The organism is Bordetella petrii (genome assembly GCF_020991325.1).
GTDB lineage: Bacteria > Pseudomonadota > Gammaproteobacteria > Burkholderiales > Burkholderiaceae_B > Bordetella_A > Bordetella_A petrii_E.
Map to the genome: position 1 here is coordinate 1 of NZ_JAJMLX010000080.1, position 17,249 is coordinate 17,249.

Sequence of the window (17,249 nt, forward strand, 5' to 3'; positions counted from 1 at the left end):
GGCGCCCGCGGCGGCCGCGTATCCCGAGCGGCCGGTGCGGCTGGTGGTGCCGTACCCGCCCGGCGGCGCCACCGACGTCATCGGCCGTGTCATGGCGCAGGAGCTGTCGGTTGCCCTGGGGCAGCAGGTGGTCGTGGAAAACCGCGCCGGCGCAACCGGCAACATTGGCGCCGACCAGGTTGCCAAGGCCGACCCCGACGGATACACGTTGCTGATGGGGGCGCTGACCAGCCATTCCATCAACGCCGAGCTCTACAAGGGCAAGGTGCCCTACGACATCGAAAAGAGTTTCGCGCCGGTATCCATCGTGGGCACGGTGCCGCTGGTATTCGTGGTGCATCCGTCCGTGCAGGCGAAATCGCTGCAAGAGTTCATTGCGCTGGCAAAGTCGAAGCCCGGTTACCTGACGATGGCTTCATCCGGGAATGGTTCGCCGCAGCATCTGGCGGCCGAGATGTTCATGAGCATGACGGGCGTGAAGGTGCTGCACGTGCCGTACAAAGGCAGCGGTCCGGCCATGACCGACCTGATGGGCGGACAGGTGCTGAGCATGATCGAGACCGTGCCCGCCGCCCAGGGGCACGTCAAGGCCGGCAAGCTGCGCGCGCTGGCGGTGGCCTCGGACCAACGCGCCGAAGCCTTGCCCGACGTGCCCACCACCGCCGAAGCGGGCCTGGCCAACTTCCAGGTCAGTTCCATGTTCGGCATCGTGGCGCCGGCCGGCACGCCCGCGCCGGTGGTGGAAAAGATCAACGGCGCGCTCAAGCAGATCGTGTCCAAGCCCGAGGTCAAGGCGGCCCTGCTGAACCAGGGCGCCGTGGCTACCTGGACCAGCCCCCAGGACGCCGCCGCCCGCATCGCGGCCGAGCGCGCGAAATGGGCCAAGGTGATCAAGGACGCCAACGTCAAGGCCGAGTAGTCCGGGGCAAATTGGCTGTCGGGTGTCTGGCGCCCTGGCGGGAGCCAGACACCCGGTATCGCAGCGGCGGATGCCGGCCCGCGGCCGGCCGTCAGCGGCCCTGCAGCACCAGTTCCGCGCCTTTCTCGGCGATCAGGATGGTGGCGGCGTTGGTGTTGGCCGACACCATCGCCGGCATTGCCGAGGCATCGATGACGCGCAGGCGGTCGACGCCCTGCACGCGTAGGCTGGGGTCGACCACGGCCGCGGCGTCGCTGCCCATGCGGCAGGTGCCCGACACATGGAACACCGTGCCGCCGCGCTGGCGCGCGAACTCGGCCAGTTCCGCATCGCTGCGCAGCGACGCGCCCGGCATGTATTCGTCGCCCGCCAGATACTCGCGGAAGGCGGGCTGTTGGTAAATGTCGCGCAGCATGCGCAAGCCCGCCACCAGCACCTTGATGTCCAGCGGCTCGGTCAGGTAGTTGGAAACGATGCGGGGCGGCTTGAACGGGTCGGCCGACTGTATCTCGACCGTGCCGCGCGAATCCGGCCGGCACTGCGTGGCCGAAGCCGAGAATCCGGAAAAGGGGTGCAGGGGGTCGCCCGGCTTGTCCACCGATAGCGGCATCACGTTGAACAGCACGTCGGCCCGCCCATTGCGCGCATGTTCCGTGCACGCCATGCCGCCGACCTGGCCGGCGCCCACGGTCAGCGGGCCGTCCTGGCCGAATAGCCAGCGCGCGCCCATGCGGGCCAGCTTCAACGGGTTGCGCACCTCGTCATTGAGAGAAAGCTTGTCTTTCACGCGCACGATGACCCGCGCCTGGTAGTGGTCTTGCAGGTTGCGGCCGACTTCCGGCGCATCCGCCTGGACCGTGATGCGGTGCTTTTTCAGCAGGGCGGCGGGCCCCACCCCCGACAGTTGCAGCAACTGGGGCGACTGCAGCGCGCCGGCCGCCAGGATGACCTCGCTGCCGGCCTGCGCGCGCATCTTCTGGCCGTTCTGCCGCCAGGCCACGCCATGGCAGGCGCCGCGCTCGATCAGCAGCCGTGTGACATGGGCGTCCGTGATCACCGTCAGGTTCGGGCGGGCGCGCACCGGACGCAGAAAGGCGGTGGCCGCGCTGTCGCGCCAGCGGCCCCGCAGCGTCAGCTGATAGCTGCCCAGGCCGCTGTCCTGCGCGCCGTTGAAATCCGGGCTGGCGGGCAGCCCTGCCTGGGCGCCGGCCCGCAGCCAGGCGTCACACAGCGGGTGGTCATTGCGCAGGTCCGAAACCTGCAGTTCGCCGCTGCCGCCGTGGTATTCGCTGGCGCCGCCGGCATAGCATTCCGATTTCCTGAACGTGGGCAGCACCTCGCGGTAGCTCCAGCCCGTGGCGCCCAGCCGGGCCCAGTCGTCATAGTCGGCATGCTGGCCGCGGATATAGATCAGGCCGTTGATCGAGCTGGAACCGCCCAGCACGCGGCCGCGCGGCCACATGATCGGGCGGTTGCCGGTGGCTTCCTGGGGCTCTACCGCGAACTGCCGCGAGTAGCGCGGGTCGTAGATGGAACGGAAATAGCCCACCGGCAGCTTCAGCCAGAAGCCTGTGTCGGCGCCGCCGGCTTCCAGCAACAGCACGCGGCAGGCCGGGTCGGCGCTCAGGCGATTGGCCAGCACGCAGCCGGCCGAGCCTGCGCCGACGATGATGTAGTCGTAGGCCTGGGTCATGGCGCAGCCGCGGGCCTAGCCCTTCACCGCATCCATATAGGGCTTGGGGTCGAAATAGGTCTTGGCCGGCACGGCGTTCGAGATGTTGGCCGTCTGCACGAAAAAGTCGGTGACCTGCTGCAGCCACTTGGTGACGGTGCCGTCGGCATACTTGCCGCGCCATTCGGCCGAGCTGAAGTACTTCGATGCCTTGAACTGTTCTTTCAGGTCGGGCAACGGCACCTGGGGATAATGCTTCTTCTGCAGCACCTCCACGGCCTCGTCGGTGTTGGAAAGCAGGTAGTCGTTGGCCTTCACCCAGCCCTTGATCAGCGACTGGATCACCTGCGGGTTCTTGTCGTAGTAGTCGTTGCGCGCCGCCCAGCCGCCCACGATGGCGGCTTCGGGGTAGAACGCCGAGGCGTCCACCAGCTTGTGCGCGCCCTCGACCTTCTGCTTGATCGTCACATCGAACGGTACCCACAATGCCACGGCCGGCACCGCGCCCGAGATGAACGAGGTGACGGCCTCGGTCATGCGCTGGTTCACGATCTGCACGTCCTTGCCTTCCTGCAGGTTCGCGCCTTTCAGGACGCGGTCCAGGAATACGTGGGCGGTGGTGCCCGCCGTGGTGGAGATCTTCTTGCCCTTCAGGTCGGCGGCCGTCTTGATGCCGGAATCGCCGCGCACCCAGAGCTGCGCGGTGGCATATTCCACGTTGTTCAGCAGGAACACCTTGCCCTGGCCACGCGCCGGGAAATTCGATACCACGGCGCCGGTGGACAGCATGTCCAGGCTGCCGCCTATCATGGCCTGGAACAATTCCAGGCCGGTAGTGAACTTGATCATTTCCAGGTCCAGGCCCTGGTCGGTGAACGCGCCGGTTTCCAGGCCCGTCCAGATCTGGCCGTCGACCGCGGGCGTGTGCAGGTAGCCCACGCGCACCTTCTGCGCGGCCTGCGCCACCCAGGGCATGCCGATGCCGGACATGGCGGCCGCCAGGGCGCCGGTTTTCAGTAGAGTTCTGCGCTGCGGGTTCATGGTGTGGGTTCCTTTCTTGCTTGCGTGGGACAACACTAATCAGCCAGCCGGACGGTCTGGCTGGCCTGCCTGGCGTACTCTTCCATCACCAGGGCGCGGATTTGCGAACGCAGTTCGCCAAAGCGGGGATCTTCATGCAGGTTCTCGGCGCGCGGATAGCCGAAAGGCACGTCGATCACCGTGCGTATGCGGGCCGGGCGGGCCGTGACCACCACGATGCGCGAAGACAGGTAAATGGCTTCTTCCACCGAATGGGTGATCAACATCACCGTCTTGTCTTCGGCCAGCAGCACTTGCAGCAGCAGATCCTGCATGGAAGAGCGCGTCTGGGCATCCAGCGCGCCGAAGGGCTCGTCCATCAGCAGGAACTGCGGCTTCACCGCGTAGGCCCGGGCCAGCGCCAGCCGCTGGCGCATGCCGCCCGACAAGTGCTTGGGATGGTGGTTGGCGAAATCGGCCAGGCCCATCAACTGCATGTAGCGCTGGCAGATCTCTTCGCGTTCGGCCCGGCCGGCCTGGTTGGCCCGCAGCGTCAGGCCGAAGGCGATGTTTTCCTTCACCGTCAGCCACGGGAAGACGCCGTACTCCTGGAAGATCACGCCGCGGTCCGGCCCGGGGCCGGCGATGGGCTTGCCGTCCAGCAGCACTTCGCCCTGGGTGGGCTGCACGAAGCCGGCCACGATGTTCATCATGGTGGTCTTGCCGCAGCCCGAGGGGCCGATCACCGACACGAACTCGCCTTGCCGGATTTCGTAGTCGATGCCGTCGAGCACGCGCATGGGGCCGTCGGCGGTGGGGTAGTCCACCGCCACGTTGCTGAAGCGGATGCGGGCGGGGGTATCGGTCATGCAATGCGCTCCTGCCAGGCCACCAGCCGGCGCGCCACGGCGCGCAGAATCAGGTCCATGACCAGGGCGATCAGGCCGATGCAGATGATGCCTACGTAGATGATGTCCAGTTGGAAGAATGATGACGCGTCCTGGATCAGCGCGCCCAGGCCCTGCTGGGCCGCGATCAGTTCCGAGGCCACCAGGGTGGCCCAGGCCACCCCCAGCGCCACGCGCAGGGCGGTGAGCATGTGCGGGATGGTGAGCGGCACGATCACCTTGCGGAAAATCTCGCCGTCGCTGGCGCCCAGGGTGCGCGATACGCGCACGAAAATCGGGTTGATCTGCGCGATGCCTTCGTACATGACGATGACCCCGGCGAAGAACGACGCATAGAACAGGATGGCGATCTTGGCCGATTCGCCAATGCCGAAATACACGATGACCAGCGGAATCAGCGCGATGGGGGGCAGGGCGCGGAAGAAGTTGATGACCGGGTCCACGAAGCTGCGCACGCTTCTGTACCAGCCCAGCAGGAAGCCCACCGGCACCGCCAGCACAATGCCCAGCAATACGCCGATCAGCACGCGCTGCGTGGACATCAGGATGTCGTGCGGCAGGCGCGTCTGCATCAAGTCGCCGAACTTGGCCAGCACTTCGTGGGGGCTGGGCACCAGGGCCGGACTGACCAGGCCGCTGGCGCGCACGACATACCAGGCCAGGATGATCAGCAGCCAGGGTGCCGCTATCAGTGCCGCGCGCTGCGGCAGGGAACGGTTGCGCAAAATGTCTCCTCCATCTGGTGTTGATGGCGCTTGACCTTTTAGTGGTCAAATCGTACTGTAGACCATACGTTCGGCAAACAATATATGGCTATTTGTTTATGGCTATCAACTTTCACGACAGCCCCATTCCTCGCTATCTTCAGCTTGCCGACCTGATGCGCCAGCGCATCGCGCGCGGGGTGTGGGAACAAGGGCAGAAGGTGCCCTCGCTGGAAGACCTGGTGGCCGAATTCGGGGTGGCGCGCGTTACTGTGCGCCAGGCCATCGATGTGCTTACGCGCGAAGGGCTGGTGTCGCCGCAGCAGGGGCGCGGCACCTTCGTCACGGGCTTGCCGCCCAACGACCGCTGGTTGCGCGTGCAGACCACGCTGGCCGAACTGGCCAAGGTGTACCGCGATACCAAGCCCAAGATCGTCACCATCGACGAATCGCTGCACAACGCGCCGCTGACCCCGCAAGACGGCGTGGCGGCCGCGCGCTATGTATTCATGCGCCGCATCCACGAGCGCGAAGGCCGCCCTTACTGCGTCATCAATATTTACTTGGCCGAGCATGTGTTCCGGCAAGACCCGTCGCGCTTTCGCAACGAGACGGTGATCCCGCTGCTGGTATCGATGCCGGGCGTGAATATCGCGCAGGCGCGCCAGACACTGACCATCGGCACGGCCGACACCGAGGTGGCGCAGCAATTGCAGGTGGCCGTCAACGCACCTATCGCCGAAGTGCGGCGCGTGTTCGTCGATGCCGATGGCTGCGTCATCTACCTGAGCGAAGTCTCGTACCGCGGCGACTTCATCCACGTTGAAATGAACCTGATTCCTTGAGGCCGCCATGGGCGTAACCCGCAGTCTTGCTCCCGTTGAACTCAGTGTGCACGTGTTGCGGTATCCCGTCGAACGGCCGGTGCGCACCTCGTTCGGTACCATGCACGACCGCCCCGCCGTGTTCGTGCGCATCGAAGACCGCGATGGCGCGCATGGCTGGGGGGAAGTCTGGTGCAATTTCCCGTCCTGTGGCGCGGAACATCGTGCGCGCCTGGTCGACACGGTGCTGAAGCCATTGTTGCTGGGCCGTACTTTCGACGGGCCGGCCGACGCATTTGCCCACCTCACCGCGATGACCGAAGTGCTGGCGCTGCAGTCCGGCGAACCCGGACCCATGGCGCAAGCCATTGCCGGCGTGGACCTGGCGCTATGGGACCTGTGCGCGCGTCGCGCGGGCGAGCCGCTGTGGGCTCACCTGGGCGGCAGCAGCGACCGCGTCGAGGTCTATGCCAGCGGCATCAACCCCGACGAGCCCGAGCAAACCGTGCTGCAGAAGCAGGGCGAAGGGTACCGGGCATTCAAGTTGAAACTGGGCTTCGGCCACGAGCGCGACCTGCGCAACCTGCGCACGCTGCGCGATACGCTCGGGCCGGGCGTGCCACTGATGACCGACGCCAACCAGGGCTGGGACGCGCCCGACGCAGCCGCCATGGCCGCTGCCATGGCCGAACTGGATATTGCCTGGCTTGAAGAACCCCTGCGCGCCGACCGGCCCCTGGCGGAATGGCAGGCGCTGGCGCACCATTCGCCCGTGCCGCTCGCCGCCGGCGAGAATTTCCTGGGCGTAGCCGCCTTCAGCCAGGCCATCGAGGCCGGCTACCTGAAGGTGCTGCAGCCGGACCTGGCCAAGTGGGGCGGCATTTCCGGCTGCCTGCCCGTCATCCGCGCCGTGCGCGCGGCCGGCTTGCGGTATTGCCCCCACTACCTGGGGGCGGGCGTGGGGCTGATGGCGTCGGCGCACTTGCTGGCGGCCGTCGATGGCATGGCCCACGGCGGCCTGCTCGAGATCGATTCCAACGACAACCCGCTGCGCACGCTGCTCAGCCCGGCCTTGTCGCGGCTGGACAATGGCGTGGCCAGCCTGGGGCACGCGCCGGGCATAGGCGTGGAGCCCGACGTGGCGGCCTTGCAGGCCTGCTGCGCCCGGTAAGGGCCGGCGTCTTGGTGACAATGCGCTTCCAGGTGCTACGCCAGCGAGGGCCGGCGGGTGGGTTTCACATATTTTGTCGCATCCGGCCGGGCTGGCGGCCGGCGCCTGTCTTGTGAACGGGCTGGGCGGGCCGCTAGGATGGTGGCGGTTTTCCTTGGCCTTGGGAGCAAGCTATGAAGTTCCACCATCGGCATGTCATCGGCGCGGCAATGGTTGTGGCGCTGCAGTTCGCCAGTGCGGGCGCCTACGCGCAATTGCTGGATAGTGTCAAAGGCCAGCTGGGAGGCGCGCAGGGCGGCTCGGCGGGCAGCGCCGCGCAAGGGCTGGGCGATGGCCTGTCGCTGTCGTCGTTGAGCGCCGGCAGCGCGGGCAATGCCGCGGGCGTGCTGGAGTTCTGCATCAAGAACAACTACCTGGAAGGCAACGACGCCCAGGGCGTGAAAGACCAGTTGATGGGCAAGATTTCCGGCGGTTCGGGCCAGGCCGAGAGCGACCCGGGCTACAGCAAGGGGGCGCAGGGCATCCTGACGGGCAGCGACGGCAAATCAGTGGATTTGAGCGGCGGCGGCCTGAAAGAAGAAATCACCCGCAAGGCGTGCGACCAAGTGCTGGAGCAGGGCAAATCGTTCTTGTAGGCGCGCCGCGCGCGGGCATTCAACTGTTGTCGCGGATGTCCTGCGTGGATCCGTTCTGTTTCACCGAGGCGATGCCGTTGTCGCGCGCGGCCTCGGTGCCGTACATCTGGCTGTTGCCGATGATCTGATTGTTGGCGGCACGCAGCGTGAAGTAGAACTTGCCGTTGGACGAGGTGGCCGGGTTGTAGCGGGCGGTGTCGACGCTGTTCTTCTGCACGGAAGCGATGCCGTTCTCGGCCGATGCCTTGGCGGCATACATCTCGCTGGTCAGTATGGTTTCCCCGTTGCCGGCCTTCAGGGAAAAATGGAACTGTCCGTTCGTGGCTTTTTTCAATTCAAACCAACCTGCCATGATGTGACTCCTTGGGTTGAAGCGATGGGCGGAACACCCTGGACGCGGCGTTGCGCGCCGTGGGTGTCCCGATCATAGGTAAAGCAGGCGGTTTTGCCTAGGTTTGCGCGGCCGCGCGCACCAGGCGGCGCTGGCGATCCAGCGATACCGACAGCACCCACAGCGCGAAGCCGCCCAGCGCGAGCAGTGCCCCGACCCAGCCCGGTGAGCGCCAGCCGTGGCCATGGGCCAGCGCCAGTCCGCCCAGCCAGGGTCCCAGCGCATTGGCCGTATTGAAGGCGGAATGATTCAGGGCGGCCGCCAGCCCCTGGGCGTGGTCGGCCACGTCCATCAGGCGGGTCTGTAGCACTGTGCCCAGCGCGCCGCCCATGCCCACCAGGAACACGGCCAGGGTAATCGCCCAGACATGGTCGATGCTGACCATGAACAGCGCCAGCGACGCGGCGCTGAACAGCAGCAGCCCGCCCGCGGTGGGCATGAGCGCGCGGTCGGCGAACTTGGGGATGATCAGGTTGCCCGCTGTCATGCCGATGCCGAACACCGCCAGCACCCACGGCACGTTGTCGGGGGCCACGCCGGTCACCGTCATCAGGATATCGGCCAGGTAGGTATACACGGCGAACAGGCCGCCAAAGCCGACGGCGCCGATGCCCAGCGTGATCCATACCTGGGCGCGCTTGAGCGCGCCCAGTTCGCGCAGCGGGCTGGCGCCCGGGTCGGCCGGGGTCGAGGGCGCGAACAGAGCCACCAGCGCCACCGTCAGCAGGCCGGCCGCCGCCACCAGTGCAAAGCCCCAGCGCCAGCCCACGGCCTGGCCCAGCCAGTTGGCCATGGGAACGCCGATGATGGTGGCTACGGTCAGGCCCAGGAACATGCGGCCCACCGCCTGGGTGCGGCGGTGCTCGGGCACCATGGACACGGCCACCAGCGAGGCAATGCCGAAGTACGCGCCATGGGGCAGGCCGGCCAGGAAGCGCAGCGCCATCATCCATTCATAGGTGGGGGCGAAGGCGCACAGGCCGTTGAACAGGGCGAACATGCTCATCAGCATGATCAGCATGGCCCGGCGGGGCAGGCGCGCGGCGGCCACGGTGATCAGCGGCGCGCCCACCACCACGCCCAGCGCATAGGCGCTGATGACGTGCCCGGCGGTGGGGGCGTCGATATGCAGGCTCTGCGCGAAATAAGGCAGCAGGCTCATGGTGGCGAATTCGGTGGTGCCGATGGCGAAGGCGCCGACGGCGAGCGCGAACAGCACCAGGCCGGGCGAACGGTGCCCGGAAATAGCGGAAGTCATGGGAGGCGGATCATGCGGGGTTGATGGCTGCCCGCGCGCCGTGGGCGCGCGGGCGTGCAGGGCGTCATTGTAGCCGCCGCCTGTGACAGCGCGGCGGCAACGGGGCGGAGCCGCGGCCGGGATCAGGCGCGCGTGATGACCCGCAGCCGGTGCCCGTCAGGGTCCAGCGCCACGAAGGTGTGGCCGATGTCCAGGTCGGTGGGCGGCTGGGCAATGGGAATGCCGCGCTCGGTCCAGTCGGCGTGCAGGGCGCGCACGGTTTCGCGGTCGGGAACCGGAATGGCCAGTTCGCCGGCGCGCCCGGCGGATATGGCCCGGGGCGAGACGGTCTGGCGGGCCCACAACCCCAGCATCAGGCCGGAATCCAGCTTGAATTTGGCGAAGCTGGCCGTGGAATGTATCGGTTCCTTGTGCAGCAGTTCGGTGTAGAACCGGGCACTGCGGTCCGGGCTGTCGACATACAGGATGATCAGGTTGGGATCGATCATGGGGAATGCTCCGCAAAGGCGATGGCATCGGCCGCGTTACGGGTTCGCCGCGGCGGCCTGACGCATCGTAAAGAGGCATGCTGTCAAAAATTGTCAGTAGGGTGAACACTAAGGGAGATCAGGGCGGCGCCATGACGCGAACCGCCCGCCAGGCCTGCATGAGCACCTGGCGCTTGCGCGGATAGGGCTGCCCGGAAACCGTCAGGCTGGCGATGCGGTCGGCCCGGAAATGCCGGAAGGCCTGGCGCAGTTCGCACCAGGCCACCACCAGCCACACGTGGTCGAAGCAGGCCAGCGCAAACGGCCAGATCGTGCGCGCGGACTCGGCGTCTTGCAGGTCGCGGTACACAATGTCCAGCTTGTGCTCGGAACGGATGGCGCGCCGCAGGGCGAGCAGCACCGCGCCGTCCACCGGCACCGTCTCCCCGGCACCGATCAGCAGCGTGTCGTCGTCCACCAGGGCACGCAGCTCATGCGGCAGCACGGCGGCGATCTTGGCCAGGGCGCTGCAGGCCGCGCCGCTCAGGCGGGCGTCTCCGCCCCGGTCGGCCACCCAGCGCGAGCCCAGCACCAGCGCTTCGATCTCGTCTTCCGAGAACATCAGCGACGGTAGCGCGAAGCCCGGCCGCAGCAGATAGCCGCGCCCCGGTTCCGCGTCGATCTGGGCGCCCTGTTCCTGCAGGGTGGCAATGTCGCGGTACAGCGTGCGCAGGCTGACGTCGAGCTCGGCCGCCAGCTCGGCGCCCGATACCGGATAGCGGTGTGTGCGCAGCAACTCGATCAGGGCGAACAGCCGTTGGGTTCTGGACATATGGGGTTCCTTAGCTGGGGGCCAGCATGGCTTCGTCGTCGGCGTCGGCGTCGTCGCGGGATGCCGGGGCGCCGCGCCGTGCCGGGGCGGGCAGTTCCAGGCCTTGCGTCAGTTCCAGGGCCTGGCGCTCCAGCAGGCGGCGGTACAGCCCGCCCGCGCGGCGCACCAGCATGTCGTGGCTGCCTTCCTCGGCGATGCGGCCCTTGTCCAGCACCAGCAGGCGGTCCATGGCGCGCACGGTGGACAGGCGGTGGGCCACCACTAGCGTAGTGCGGCCCGCCATCAGCCGTTCCATGGCGCGCTGTATCAGCGCCTCGCTTTCGCTGTCCAGGCTGGACGTGGCCTCGTCCAGGATCAGCACCGGCGCATCCGCCAGGAACGCGCGCGCGATGGCCACGCGCTGGCGTTCGCCGCCCGACAATTTCACGCCGCGTTCGCCCACCAGGGTTTCATAGCCCTGGGGCAGGGCCATGATGAAGTCGTGCGCGCTGGCCTGCCGCGCCGCCCGCTCGATGTCGGCGCGCGTGGCGCCCGGGCGCGCGTAGGCGATGTTCTCGGCCAGAGTGCGGTGGAACAGCACCGGTTCCTGCTGCACGATGGCGATCTGGCTGCGCAGCGAGGCCTGGCGCACGTCGGCGATGTCCTGCCCGTCGATGGTGATGTGTCCATCGTTGATGTCGTACAGCCGCTGGATCAGCTTGATGAATGTGGTCTTGCCCGAGCCGGAATGGCCCACCAGGCCCACGCGTTCGCCCGGCGCGATGCGCACCGAAAACCGGTCGTACAGCGGCGTCGGGTGCGCGCCGTAGCGGAACGTCACATTGTCGAAGCGGATCTCGCCGTGCTCGATGGCAATGTCGCGCGCGCCGGGGCGGTCGTCCACGCCCAGCGGCTGGGCGTGCAGGGAAACCAGTTCTTCCATGTCGTTGACCGAGCGCTGCAGGTTGCGGATATGCATGCCGATGTCGCGCAGATAGCCTTGCAAGATGAAGAACATGGTCAAGGCGAACGTGATGTCGCCCACCGAGGCTTCGCCGCGGCTCCACAACAGCAGCGCGGAACCCAGGATCGCGGCCTGCATGGCGGCCAGCATGACGCCCTGCACACCGCCGTTGACCGAACCGCGGACCCAGCCGCGGCGGGTGCGGTGACGCCACTTGCCCAGCACCCGGCCCAGGCGGGCCTCTTCGCGCTGTTCGGCGCCGAAGGCTTTCACCACCGGGTTGCAGGTGACGGCGTCGGCCAGCGCGCCGCCCAGGCGCGTGTCCCAGGCATTGCCCAGGCGCGCGGCCGGCGCCACGAAACCCAGGGACAGCGCGGCGGTGATGCTGATGTAAAGCAGCGAGCCCACGCCCACCACCGCGCCCATGACAGGCCAGTGCCAGCCCAGTACCACGGTGGCGCCCACCAGCATGGCCACCGAGGGCAGCAGGGCCACCAGCAGCGTGTCGTTCAGCAAGTCCAGCGCCCACATGCCGCGCGTGATCTTGCGCACTGTCGATCCGGCGAAGCTGTTGGCATGCCAGTCGGTGGACAGGTGCTGCACGCGGTGGAACGCGCGCGAGGCAATGGCGCTCATCATCTTGAGCGTCAGCGCGATGATGTTGAAGTACACCATCTGCAGCAGCAGCGTGCTGGCCAGGCCCAGGGTGAACAGCGCCCAGAACGAGGCGGCGGCGCTGTCCCAGGCAGCGTCGGCCAGGCCGGATGCCACCGCGTCGATCAGCCGTCCGGCGTACAGCGGCGTCAGCACGTCGGCCGCCGCCGACAGCAGCACCAGCGCCACGATCAGCGCGATGCGCCAGGGTTGTTCGCGCCAGTGGCGAAAGGTAAAGCCCAGGACATGCTTGAAAGCCTGTCCGCGCAAGTCGATTTTTCTTCGAGCCATTTGTCATTGCCCGGTGCGATCAACTGCACCGGGACTCCAATCGGAAGCAATAGGGAACAGACGCATCGAGCGCGCCGGCCGATGCCGGCATGCAAAGCATGATTTGTCTGGAACGGGCGAGGGCCGGCCGTAAGCGAGGCTTACAAGCTGAAAATGACTAGCAGGCGGCCCAGCGCCAGCGACGACTTAACGGTGTCGTGCGGCCACGCTGGGGATAGCGGTGCGGATTACGTACATCGAACGCCTCCCTGGTGGTTGAGTGAAGAAGATGGAAGAGGTGGGTAGGGAAATACCCGAGGCCGAATCTTATCAGGCGTTACTTGACAGTGGCAATATCTGTTGTATGAAAGTGAAACCTGGCGTGCGAGGTTCGGCGGGTTTGCAAAGATGCCGTAAGAATTACGAGTGCTCAGGCGCTCACCCATGCTCCGCAGGCCGGCGCATGCCGGACAGGAACAGTATTTGCTCAGCGCGCAGTTCATCTTCCCGACCAGGAGCCCACCATGACTGACATCAACGATGTGCAAGCTGCCATGCGCCTCTGGCACGAAGCCCACACCGCGGTGATGGACTTCTACGAGGCCAATAATGTTCTCGAAGCCGGCAAGTACGACGAATGGCGGGTCTTGCGCGAAGTGGAAGACAACGTGCGCCGCCAGGCCGATGACTTGATCAGGCAGGCGCGCAGCCAACCCGCCTAGCCGGGGCTGACAGTATTTGTCATGTATACCCATATCCAGGTTGGCGCGCGCGATTGGCCGCGCCTGGTCGCCTTCTATGACGCCGTGCTTGCGCCGCTGGGGCTGCTGCACCAGGACACCGTGGAAACCGCCGGGCCGGCTGGCGTCGTCTGGCGTCCGCCCCGGCAGCGCTGGCCCTCGTTCGTCGTGGCGCCGCCGTTCAACGGCTTGCCGGCGACCTGGGGCAACGGCGTCCAGATCAGTTTTCAGGCGCCGTCATGCGAAGTGGTCGATCGCTGCTGGGCCGCCGCCATCGACCGCGGCGGTACCGACGAGGGGCGCCCCGGGCTGCGCAGCAGGTATGCGCCCGATTTCTACGCGGCCTATTGCCGCGACCCCGAGGGCAACAAAATTGCGTTTGTCTGCGCGGCCCGGCAATGACGGCCGCGCCCGGCCACGCGACCGCGCCTTACCAGGCGTACTTAAGCGTGGCGTATACCATGCGGCCGGCGCCGTACGAGCATGAGGTCGCGGTGATGCAAGTGCCGACATAGCGGCGGTCGAACAGGTTGGTGGCGTTCAGGGCCAGGCTCAGGCCGCCCAGCGAGGGGTGTGCGCGGCCGAAGTCATACGACAGCGCGGCGTCCACCAGCGTAACCGCGGGAATGCGCAAAGTGTTGGCCGGATCGCCCCAGTCGGCGCCGACGTAGCGCACGCCCGCGCCCAGCCCCAGTCCTTGCAGCGCGCCGCTTTGCACGGTGTAGCCCAGCCAGGCCGCCGCCTGGTGGCGCGGCGCGTAGTAAGGGTGTTTGCCTTCGCGCGATTCCGGGACGCCGTTGATCAGGTCGGTGTTGGCGCTGCGCGTCACCACGGAATCGACATAGGCATACGACGCCACCAGGTCCAGGCCGCGGGCCAGGCTGGCCTTGCCTTCCAGTTCGATGCCGCGCGCGCGCGTTTCGCCGGCCTGCGACTGGAAGCCGGGCGGGCGGCCGGGCGTGGTATCGCTGGTCAGCACATTGGTTTGCGTTAGCTGATACACCGACAGCGTGACCAGGCTGTTGGACCCGGGCGGCTGGTATTTCACCCCAGCTTCGATCTGCTTGCCCTTGCTGGCCTTGAAGGGGTTGCCTTCGAAGTCCGTCCCGCCGGTGGGGGCAAATGATGTCGAGTACGCCACATAGGGCGCCCAGCCGTTGTCGAACAGGTACGTCAGGCCGGCGCGGCCGGTGAATGCATGGTCGCGCTGCGTGACTTTCTGCGCAGCCAGCAAATTGCGGGTGGTGCTGTCGGCAATGTCATAGCGCCCGCCCAGGGTCAGTATCCAGTTTTGATAGCGCAGCTGGTCTTGCGCATAAAAACCGTATTGCTCGGTCGACTGGCGGGAGTCGATGCGGGTGATCAGGTCGTCCACGCCCGGCATGGGTTTCCCGTACACCGGATCGAACAAGTCCAGCGGCGGTACGCCCGCGATGGCATTGGCGAATTCGTAGGTGTCGCGCATGTTCAGGACGTCGAAGCCGAACAGGGCCTCGTGGCTGACCGGGCCGGTGTCGAAACGCGCCAGGGCCTGCGTGTCGACGGTGAACGTGGCGCCGGTGCCGCGTCCGCGCGACATGGTGCGCGACCAGGTGCGCATGTCCACCGGGTTCAGCAGGTAGCCCGGCATGGCGCGCGCTTCGCCGCGCATGTGGTTGTAGCGCAGGTTCTGCTTGAAGGTCCAGGTGTCGTTGGCCTGGTGGCTGAACAAATAGCCCACCGAAAACTGCTCACGCTTGTAGCGGTCCCAGTCGGGTTCGCCGGCGAACCGGTCGCGCGGGATGCGGCCGTTGGGGTTGTCGTACAGCGTGCCCGCCGCGGGCAGGGTGCCATACAGCGGCACTTGGTAATCCTTCTGATAGAAACCCAGGAAGGTCAGTGAGGTGGCGGCCGAGGGCTTCCAGGTCAGGGCCGGGGCGACAAAGGTGCGGTCGTCTTTGGAATAGTTGGCCGATTGCGCGGCGTCGCGCTGCAGGGCCGTCAGGCGGTAGCTCCACTGGCCTTCTTCGTCCAGCGGCCCGCCGAGATCCACGGTGGCCTGGGCCCGGCCATAGCTGCCGGTCTGCACGGACACTTCGCGCAACGGCGTATCGGTGGGCAGCTTGCTGACCATATTGATCAGCCCGCCCGGCGTGTTCTGGCCGTACAGCACCGACGATGGCCCCTTCAGCACTTCCACGCGTTCCAGGCCAAAGGGCTCGATCTGAAGCATGCCGAAGCTGTAGGCGCCATACGGCAGGCGCGAGCCGTCCAGGTTGTTGCGCGCCGCATAGCCGCCGCGCAAGTAAATGTTGTCGTAGCGCAGGTCGGAGCTGCCGCCGGGGGCGTACAGGCCGGGGGTATACGACAGCGCCTCGACGATGGTGCGCGAGCCGCGCGCGGCTATTTCGTCGCGCGTCACCACGTTTACGGTCTGTGGAACCTCGATCAGGGGGGCATCGGTTTTCGTGCCCGTGGCACTGCGCCGCGCCACGAAGCCTATCACCGGGCCGCGGGCCGATTCCTGCGCGCCTTCCACCGTGACGGCCGGCAGCACTGCCGTGGCGCCCGCGGGCACCCGCCGCAGGCTGTACACATTGCCGCCTTCGCGCACCGGCATCAGGCCCGTGCCGGACAGCAGGTGCTGCAGGCCCTGGTCTACTGTCCAGTTGCCCTGAAGGCCGGCGGAACGCAGTCCGCTGGCCAGCGCCGGGTCGAACGACAGGTTGATGCCGGCGGCGCCGGCAAACGTCGTCAGCGCGGCGCCCAGCGGGCCGGCGGGAATGTTGAAAGACTGGGCGGATGCGGCGCGCGCCTGGGCGTTCGCGTCGATTGCCACGCCGCCCAGCGACAGGGCAAGCGCCATGGACAGGGCGGTCAGGCCGGCAGTGGGGGTGCGGCGGGCGGAACGACGGGGAGAAACTGAGTGAAATCGGGTCATGCTGGCAGGATCCGTATGGGGGTTCTGCCATCTATGTCGTACGAGACCGGAAAAGGTGCCACGCGAGCCGGAGCCGGGACGGCTGGCGGGCAATCAGGCCGCCGCCAGCGTGACCCAGTAGCGCGTGCGGTACACCAGCTGCACGGGCAGACTGCGGGTGACGGCACGCAGAGCGGTATCCGTCTCGCGCAACTGGAACGCGCCGGATACGCGCAGCCGGGCCACTTCCGGGTCGCAACGCACGATGCCCGGCCGGTAGCGGCCGATTTCCGCGCCGAAGTCGGCCAGCGACAGGTTGTCGGCGTATAGGATGCCCTGCGCCCAGGCCTGGGGCGGATAGCGGAACGCGTGCGCAGGCCCCACGGATTCGCGCGAGAAATCGGCCCAATAGCCGGCCGCCAGGTCGTGGGCGGCGCCCGCCGCCGGCTGGATGCCGACGCTGCCATCGATGACGGCCACCGCGCTGCGCGCATCGAATTGCCGTACGGTAAAGCGCGTTTGCCGGGCCGTTACGCTGCCCTGCGCGGTGCGCACCCGCAAGGGGCGCGGATCCTGCCGCGCCGCGCCGGCGGTTTCCACCAGGATTTCACCGCTGCGCAGCGAAATTTCCCGCAGCCCTTCGGTAAAGGCGATGTCCACTGCGCTGGCCGTGTTCAGGGTAAGCAGGCTGCCGTCCGGCAGGTCGATGCGGCGCTGCTCGCCGCCGCCTGGGAGCCGGAGGTGATCTGGCAGGTGCCGGGGCCGGTCGTCCTGTTCGACGCGGCGTGGACGGGCGAGGAGTGCCGTCAGGAGGCACATCTGCGGATCGACCTGGTGGCCGGGCGGTATGCGGTCCGGGCAGCGTATGTGGAGCCCGATGCGCAGACCTGGCTCACCCTGGTCCGGCTGCGCCGCCTCTCCGTCCACGCCGGGGCCGACGGT

17 protein-coding genes and 1 pseudogene are annotated in these 17,249 nt (G+C 67.1%); 7 read left to right on the forward strand and 11 right to left on the reverse strand.

Annotation, left to right across the window (positions count from 1 at the left end):
- A partial coding sequence (locus tag LPZ50_RS10405; protein ID WP_230660995.1) for a Bug family tripartite tricarboxylate transporter substrate binding protein occupies positions 1 to 919 on the forward strand: 919 nt, incomplete at its 5' end.
- Between the two features lie 91 nt (positions 920 to 1,010).
- Here LPZ50_RS10405 and LPZ50_RS10410 read toward each other — a convergent pair.
- The 4 genes from LPZ50_RS10410 to LPZ50_RS10425 are packed head-to-tail and all read right to left on the reverse strand — an operon-like array spanning position 1,011 to position 5,244.
- Positions 1,011 to 2,612: a GMC family oxidoreductase gene (locus tag LPZ50_RS10410; RefSeq protein ID WP_230660998.1), complete on the reverse strand. Its 1,602-nt coding sequence runs from the start codon at positions 2,610 to 2,612 to the stop codon at positions 1,011 to 1,013.
- A 15-nt stretch (positions 2,613 to 2,627) separates the two neighbouring features.
- Entirely contained in the window at positions 2,628 to 3,632 is a 1,005-nt protein-coding gene (locus LPZ50_RS10415; RefSeq protein ID WP_230661002.1) for an ABC transporter substrate-binding protein, read from the reverse strand.
- Positions 3,633 to 3,667: 35 nt separating this feature from the next.
- Entirely contained in the window at positions 3,668 to 4,480 is an 813-nt protein-coding gene (locus LPZ50_RS10420) for an ABC transporter ATP-binding protein (RefSeq protein ID WP_230661004.1), read from the reverse strand.
- Positions 4,477 to 5,244 carry an ABC transporter permease gene (locus LPZ50_RS10425; protein WP_230661006.1) on the reverse strand — a complete coding sequence of 256 codons (768 nt, stop codon included), beginning with the start codon at positions 5,242 to 5,244 and terminating at the stop codon, positions 4,477 to 4,479. The genes LPZ50_RS10420 and LPZ50_RS10425 overlap by 4 nt, the downstream gene beginning before the upstream one ends.
- A 98-nt stretch (positions 5,245 to 5,342) precedes the next feature.
- Between LPZ50_RS10425 and LPZ50_RS10430 the strand changes: the two genes are divergently transcribed.
- The 3 genes from LPZ50_RS10430 to LPZ50_RS10440 all read left to right on the forward strand — a co-directional run bounded on the left by LPZ50_RS10430 (position 5,343) and on the right by LPZ50_RS10440 (position 7,853).
- On the forward strand, positions 5,343 to 6,068 hold the full coding sequence (locus tag LPZ50_RS10430) for a GntR family transcriptional regulator (RefSeq protein ID WP_230661008.1): 726 nt from the start codon (positions 5,343 to 5,345) through the stop codon (positions 6,066 to 6,068).
- A gap of 7 nt (positions 6,069 to 6,075) precedes the next feature.
- Complete coding sequence (locus LPZ50_RS10435) at positions 6,076 to 7,218, forward strand: mandelate racemase/muconate lactonizing enzyme family protein (protein WP_230661010.1); 1,143 nt, start codon at positions 6,076 to 6,078, stop codon at positions 7,216 to 7,218.
- A gap of 173 nt (positions 7,219 to 7,391) precedes the next feature.
- Entirely contained in the window at positions 7,392 to 7,853 is a 462-nt protein-coding gene (locus tag LPZ50_RS10440; RefSeq protein ID WP_230661012.1) for a DUF2501 domain-containing protein, read from the forward strand.
- Positions 7,854 to 7,872: 19 nt separating this feature from the next.
- On the opposite strand, the gene LPZ50_RS10445 is transcribed toward LPZ50_RS10440, so the two are convergent.
- The 5 genes from LPZ50_RS10445 to LPZ50_RS10465 form a co-directional block, all read right to left on the reverse strand.
- A complete protein-coding gene (locus LPZ50_RS10445) occupies positions 7,873 to 8,205 on the reverse strand; it encodes a YegP family protein (RefSeq protein ID WP_230661014.1) in 333 nt (110 codons plus the stop codon).
- Between the two features lie 97 nt (positions 8,206 to 8,302).
- Complete coding sequence (locus LPZ50_RS10450; protein ID WP_230661018.1) at positions 8,303 to 9,502, reverse strand: MFS transporter; 1,200 nt, start codon at positions 9,500 to 9,502, stop codon at positions 8,303 to 8,305.
- A 122-nt stretch (positions 9,503 to 9,624) separates the two neighbouring features.
- Complete coding sequence (locus tag LPZ50_RS10455) at positions 9,625 to 9,990, reverse strand: VOC family protein (RefSeq protein ID WP_230661020.1); 366 nt, start codon at positions 9,988 to 9,990, stop codon at positions 9,625 to 9,627.
- Between the two features lie 118 nt (positions 9,991 to 10,108).
- Positions 10,109 to 10,801 (reverse strand): helix-turn-helix transcriptional regulator, encoded by a 693-nt coding sequence (locus LPZ50_RS10460; RefSeq protein WP_230661022.1) that lies wholly within the window; start codon positions 10,799 to 10,801, stop codon positions 10,109 to 10,111.
- 10 nt (positions 10,802 to 10,811) lie between these two features.
- Entirely contained in the window at positions 10,812 to 12,689 is a 1,878-nt protein-coding gene (locus LPZ50_RS10465) for an ABC transporter ATP-binding protein (RefSeq protein WP_230661024.1), read from the reverse strand.
- A gap of 503 nt (positions 12,690 to 13,192) precedes the next feature.
- Between LPZ50_RS10465 and LPZ50_RS10470 the strand changes: the two genes are divergently transcribed.
- Both LPZ50_RS10470 and LPZ50_RS10475 read left to right on the forward strand, forming a co-directional pair.
- Complete coding sequence (locus LPZ50_RS10470; protein ID WP_230661026.1) at positions 13,193 to 13,390, forward strand: hypothetical protein; 198 nt, start codon at positions 13,193 to 13,195, stop codon at positions 13,388 to 13,390.
- 21 nt (positions 13,391 to 13,411) lie between these two features.
- The gene (locus tag LPZ50_RS10475; protein ID WP_230661029.1) at positions 13,412 to 13,810 is read left to right on the forward strand and encodes a VOC family protein; all 399 of its coding nucleotides are present in this window, start codon (positions 13,412 to 13,414) and stop codon (positions 13,808 to 13,810) included.
- A gap of 28 nt (positions 13,811 to 13,838) precedes the next feature.
- On the opposite strand, the gene LPZ50_RS10480 is transcribed toward LPZ50_RS10475, so the two are convergent.
- Positions 13,839 to 16,328 carry a TonB-dependent siderophore receptor gene (locus LPZ50_RS10480; RefSeq protein ID WP_230661031.1) on the reverse strand — a complete coding sequence of 830 codons (2,490 nt, stop codon included), beginning with the start codon at positions 16,326 to 16,328 and terminating at the stop codon, positions 13,839 to 13,841.
- Positions 16,329 to 16,421: 93 nt separating this feature from the next.
- Positions 16,422 to 17,117 (reverse strand): FecR domain-containing protein, encoded by a 696-nt coding sequence (locus tag LPZ50_RS10485; protein ID WP_268903329.1) that lies wholly within the window; start codon positions 17,115 to 17,117, stop codon positions 16,422 to 16,424.
- Here LPZ50_RS10485 and LPZ50_RS10490 point away from each other — a divergent pair.
- Positions 17,004 to 17,249, forward strand: a pseudogene (locus tag LPZ50_RS10490) (Imm21 family immunity protein); the annotation flags it as partial. The gene LPZ50_RS10485 and the pseudogene LPZ50_RS10490 overlap by 114 nt on opposite strands.